Here is a 5,078-nt window from a genome sequence, read left to right on the forward strand (position 1 = left end):
GAGCCGCAGGGAGCCGGCGAGGTCGCTGCCGAGGTCGGCGGGGGTCAGGTGGGCGGCGACTGCTGCGGCGGGGCCTCCGGAGGAGCCGCCAGTGGTGTGCTTGGGGTCGTGTGGGTTGAGCGTGGGGCCGAACAGGGCGTTGTCGGTGTGCAGGTCCTGGCAGTACGCCGGGGTGTTGGTCTTGCCCATGATGACGGCACCTTGGTGGCGGAGCCGGGCGACCGCGTCAGCGTCGCGTGTGGGGACGTGGTCGGCGAGGTCTTCGGCGCCGCTGGTGGTGCGCAGGTCGGCCGTCTCGAAACTGTCCTTGATCGTGAGGGGAAGGCCGTTGAGGACGCCGGTGCTCTCGCTGCGGGCGCGGCGCTCGTCGGCTGCGTGCGCGGCGGCGCGGGCCGCGCCGTCGTCGCGCGTGACGACGGCGTTGATCTGGCTGGCGTCTATCTGGGCGAGGTGCAGGTCGAGCAGTTCGCGGCTGGAGATCTCGCCGCGGTCCAGGGCCCGGAGCTGGACGTGGGCGGGCTGGTGGGTGAGGTCGTTCGTCATGCGGAGACTCGCTCAAGGTGGGGGGCTCGTGCGGGCTGGCGGGGCAGGTGGCGCGCGACGTCGAGGAGAGCGTCGATGTCGTCCATGGGCCTGGTGGTCTGGCGTTCGAAGTCGGCGAACTCGGTGAGCTGGTCGGGCTCCGGGCGGGCGCCGGCGGCCCTGGCGGCGATTCCGGCGAGGATCTGGTCGGCCGTGACGGCCGCGGACAGATCCTTTCCGTGAAGCCCTCGGGCCTGGTGACGGGCTTCGCTGGCCTCGCGGACGGCGGCGTCGAGGTACTGGCGGATCACGAACCGGCCGTCCCGGATCTCGACGGCTCGGCGGTAGAGCCGGATCGAGATGCGGCGGAAGTGGCGCCTCTGCGCCGGGTCGACTCTGTCGATCGGCAGCTCGATCTCGGGTGCCTCGCTGTAGAAGGCCAGCCACAGGGGGCGCAGGCCGTAGTAGCTGCGGTACTGCTTGATCCGGTACCGGACGCTCTGGGCCTGGTCGCTGATGGTGGGCACGAGCCAGCCGATCAGCGTGAGCATGGCGCCGACATCGCCGCAGGTCCAGGCAAAGCCCTCCCATTCCGCGAGGGAGGTGTCGAAGGCGCCGGCGATCACGTTGCCGATGCGGACGGCGCTGTATCCGAGGGTGACGGTCGCGCCGAGGGTGACGATGCACAGGCCGACGCGGACGGACCCGCGAGTGCTGCGGCGGGCCAGGCGCCAGCAGGCGCGGGCGAGGAAGACTTCGCCGATGGTGTAGGCCGTGACGTACAGGGTGAGGTACGCGGCGTACCAGTCGTCGTGTGCGTAGTAGAGCGTGAAGTCGATCGGGTGCGGCGCGTTGGGCGTCAGCAGGGAGAACAGCACCAGCAGCCCGGCGATCACCGCGAAGCCGGCCCAGAGCCAGCGGCGACTGCGCCGGCGGGCCACCTCGGGCGGGGATCCCCAGTAGGTGAGGACCACCTGTTGGCAGGCCAGGAGCGCGACCACGCAGCCCTGCGCGAGGGGCACGGAGAGGTTGACGGTGCCAAGCACGCGGTCGAGGTAGTTCCACATCGGCGTGATGGAGAACAGGAACGAGAGCCCTGACAGCAGGAAGACAGCGGCCAGCGCGGCGGAGGCGGGGTCGCGGCGCCGAGTGGGCACGTCCCGCAGGAGGCAGAGGAAGCCGAGCGTCGCGACGACGAGGCTGATCGGGTGGAGCAGGTCCTTCACGGCCGGGCCTCCCGTCGGCGCAGCAGCGTGTGCGTCACCCGATCCTGCACTTCGTCCCCGGAGGGCTCGTCGCTGCGCAACCACCGGTCGATGATCCGGCGCTGGAGCAGCGATGCGAGGAGTTCGGTGTCTCGCTCCTCGTCCTCGTCGTACTTGGTGCGCCCCAGCATCATCTGCACGGTGGCCGGGTCCACGCTGGTGATGAAGGCCGGAGCCAGCGCGGAGACCGGTCGGTTCTCGTGGTGGCCGAGCAGTAGGTGGCTGAACTCGTGGGCGATGATGTGGTCCTGGTGCAGGACGCTGGTCCACGGGTCGTAGAAAACGTGGACGGCACTCTCTGTAACGGCACATGCCCCGCACACCGAGGGCGCCTGCTCCCGGGGCTCTAGGACCACCGTCCGTCCCGTGCGGCGAGAGACCTCGTCGCTGAGGTCGCGGATATTGGTGACGTGCGGGAGCTTCAACTCGGCCAAGAGGTCAGGCCGGCGCAGCATACGTGCAGACCACATTGCTTTCCTTGATCATTTACTGAACTGCCGCCGTTTACGCGCCAGTTGAGGGCGGCAACCCCTCGGATTTTCGCACGCTCTCAACGACCCCCAGGACGGCATCCTTTCCGTCTGCGGAGACGTCGGATAGGCGAAGAAGAACGTTCTTGACCTTCGCATCGCGAAGCAGTGCGAGCAACTCAAGTTCCTGCACGGTCTTTTCGGCGACAGCATCGTCGAACCAATAGGCGGGATCCACGCCGAAGAACCCTGCGAGCGCTTCGAGATGACGCTTCGTCGGGTTGTCGCGCTGCCCGGTCCGCAAGAGCCACAGGTACTGCCCCGACAGCTTGCCCAGTCCTCGCTTCTCCATCAGTTCGGCCACTTCAGCGTTGCTGTAAGGGCCGCGATCGGGCGGGTGCACGGTGTCGAACAGGCGGTTTAGGCGATCCATGAGCCCCTTGGGGCTCACCTGACCTTCGGCCACTCTTCCATGATCCTTTCCAGGGCGGGCTTCCTCGCAACTTCAGCCACCCTACCCCGCCATAAACACCAGTTTGACGCGCCGATCACACGTATGGAAAGTTCTTCCCCACCAGCACGTTTCCGTGTGGCGCGTACCGCCTGTTTCAGGTCGACCTGTCCGTTTCTACCGACAGGGAGTACGCCGGGCGACGTGGCGCAAGCCACATTCACCCAGCGACATAAGTCACGTCTGGCAGGCCGTATTTGATCTTCGACCGGAAAGCGCGGAGGCGACCGTGGAAACACCTCATCCACATCGCATTTCCGCTGCGGGGAATAGCAGACTACCGCTCCAATTCGGACACAATGGCACGCTCTCGGTGTACGGGGCAACCGCGGCAACGGTGCGCTTCGACGCGAGGACGGACCCCGCCAGGCCCTGTGCGGACGGCTGCGGCACACGACTGTTCGGCGACTCTCTGCAACCAGTACAGAGTTTAAGAACCAAGTCTGGATCTTGACACCGGTCCGTGCGTATGTTCGTCGTCCCCGGGCAGCCCGCCTGCGGCGACGAACGTGAGGAGACCGCGAGCACGGACCGGACCGCGAAGGTCCGCAAACAGCGACGGCGCCCGAGAGCGGTAACTCACGGACGCCGAACGCTAAGCGGCATACCCGCCCCGGCAAGGGCGGAGATTGCCCACCATCACCACGCTGAGTCCTTCCGAGGGGCGCGTCAGCGTGGCAACACTGCAAAGGGGAGTATCGCATGCCTCCTGCCCTGCGCAAAAGGCCCTTCCGCCTGGCCTGCGCGGCAGCCACCACCGCCTCGGCGCCTCAGTGCCCCGAGCCGGACCGCACCACCCTGGCCCCGGCGAGCAGCCGGACCCGCCCGCTCGTCTGGAGCGGCCGATGAGCAGCGAAGCCCGCGAGTGGGTGTGGGAGCACAGCTCCAGCCGAGGGGCCGCGCGCCTGGTCCTGCTGTCGATCGCCGACCGGGTGGCCGACGAGCAGTGCATCTCCTGGGCCTCGCTGTCCAGCCTGGCCAAGCGGACCCGCTCCTCGGTCTCCACGGTGCGCGAAGCCGTCGAGCGCCTGCTCCTGGCCGGCGAGCTGGAACAACTCGATGACCTCGTAGGCCCGCAGCGCAGCACGGTCTACCGCATGCCTCTCGCCGCCGAAGTGGTCGCCCTGGCCCAGCGCGATCAGCAGGAGCAGGAAGACAGCGACACAGCAGCAGACGAGCCCGCGGGCCCCGCGAAGCTTCGGCTCTCGGCTCTGCGGCGGTACGGAATCCGCCCGCGTGAGGTGCCGGAATCCCCCGCGAGGGTCCGGAATCCGGCAGTACCGGAAACCGGCAGGTCGAGGCGGAAACCGGCACAGCGACGTACCGGCCACCGGCACAGCGATGTACCGGCTACCGGCACACAGAACCGTAGTGAACCTGATTTGAACCGGAGGTACAGCAGTAGTGGTGCTGCCGTCCTCCCGGCTGCCGAGTGGCAGGTCGACTCCGCCACCCACACCTGGGCCCGCCAGCAGGGACACCTCGATCGCCTCGGCGAGCAGGGCCTGCGGGCCGCCGACGCGAAGTGGCGTGCACACCGGGCGGGCCATGCTCCGAGGGCGGCGGAAGCCTGGGCTGCCGACTGGCGCTCCTGGGTCGCCCGGGAGCACGCTCCCAGCCGACCGAATCTCTACGCCGTGCCCGGCAAGAACACCGCCGTACCGGGGGGCATGACGCGGACGGAGGCCCACACCGCCGCCCTGCTTGCCGCCCTCGACGAGCCGACCGGAACGGAGGGCTGACCGTGGACCGCCGCGAAATCGCAGCCCTGCTGGCCTACATCGGCCGACTCGACCCCCGCACCATCCGCACCGACCAAGGCGAGGCGCGCGACCAGCTCGCCCAGTGGCACGAGCTGCTCGGCGACGTGCCGATGGCCACCCCGCACGGCTGGGACGTCCGCGTCGCCGCCCGCCAGCACATCCGCACCTCGCCGTACCAGATCCTGCCCGCGGACGTGGCCCGCCCCTGGGAGAGCTACCGGCGCGACCGCCTGGCGAGGCACTCCGATCCCACGCCGTCCGTCGACCCGGACGACCAGGCCGCCTGGACCGCAGAGCTGGCCGACACCCGCCGCGCCGTCGCCGCCGGCACCGCCCAGCCCGCGCAGGCCCGAGCAATCACCAGCGGTCGCGACGGAGTCGACCCGAAGCTGGAGGCGCGGCTGCGGGAGATCGGCTCCTGCATACCGCCCGCCGCCCGAGCAGCCCTCGCGCCCTACCGACCCGCCCGCGCAGCCCGTGAGGCCGCTGTCGCGCAGGGACTGCCCGATGCCCTGAGCGTGCGATGCGAATGGTGCCTGGCCCCGGT

General features: G+C 69.2%; 6 protein-coding genes. 2 read left to right on the forward strand and 4 right to left on the reverse strand.

Annotated elements, in window-relative coordinates; translation table 11 throughout:
• From C1J00_RS38005 to C1J00_RS38020, 4 genes are all read right to left on the reverse strand, one after another.
• Positions 1-543 (reverse strand): amidase family protein (locus tag C1J00_RS38005; protein WP_146046337.1); only part of this gene is annotated, 543 nt, incomplete at its 3' end.
• Positions 540-1,748, reverse strand: coding sequence for an MAB_1171c family putative transporter (locus C1J00_RS38010; RefSeq protein WP_102913456.1), 1,209 nt, complete (start codon positions 1,746-1,748; stop codon positions 540-542). The genes C1J00_RS38005 and C1J00_RS38010, both read right to left, overlap by 4 nt.
• The gene (locus C1J00_RS38015; protein ID WP_245936674.1) at positions 1,745-2,257 is read right to left on the reverse strand and encodes a hypothetical protein; all 513 of its coding nucleotides are present in this window, start codon (positions 2,255-2,257) and stop codon (positions 1,745-1,747) included. Before C1J00_RS38015 ends, C1J00_RS38010 begins: the two co-directional genes overlap by 4 nt.
• A gap of 34 nt (positions 2,258-2,291) precedes the next feature.
• Positions 2,292-2,723, reverse strand: a complete 432-nt coding sequence (locus tag C1J00_RS38020; RefSeq protein WP_229872814.1) for an XRE family transcriptional regulator — start codon at positions 2,721-2,723, stop codon at positions 2,292-2,294.
• An 890-nt stretch (positions 2,724-3,613) separates the two neighbouring features.
• Between C1J00_RS38020 and C1J00_RS38025 the strand changes: the two genes are divergently transcribed.
• Entirely contained in the window at positions 3,614-4,510 is an 897-nt protein-coding gene (locus C1J00_RS38025) for a helix-turn-helix domain-containing protein (RefSeq protein ID WP_102913457.1), read from the forward strand.
• A gap of 2 nt (positions 4,511-4,512) precedes the next feature.
• Positions 4,513-5,078 (forward strand): hypothetical protein (locus C1J00_RS38030; RefSeq protein WP_102913458.1); only part of this gene is annotated, 566 nt, incomplete at its 3' end.

Source organism: Streptomyces cahuitamycinicus (assembly GCF_002891435.1).
Lineage (GTDB): Bacteria > Actinomycetota > Actinomycetes > Streptomycetales > Streptomycetaceae > Streptomyces > Streptomyces cahuitamycinicus.

What these genes read in the sequence shown, in the direction of transcription:
- C1J00_RS38015 (WP_245936674.1), bottom strand. Translation starts at nt 2,257, where the DNA reads ATGTGGTCTGCACGTATGCTGCGCCGGCCTGACCTCTTGGCCGAGTTG.
- C1J00_RS38025 (WP_102913457.1), top strand. Translation starts at nt 3,614, where the DNA reads ATGAGCAGCGAAGCCCGCGAGTGGGTGTGGGAGCACAGCTCCAGCCGA.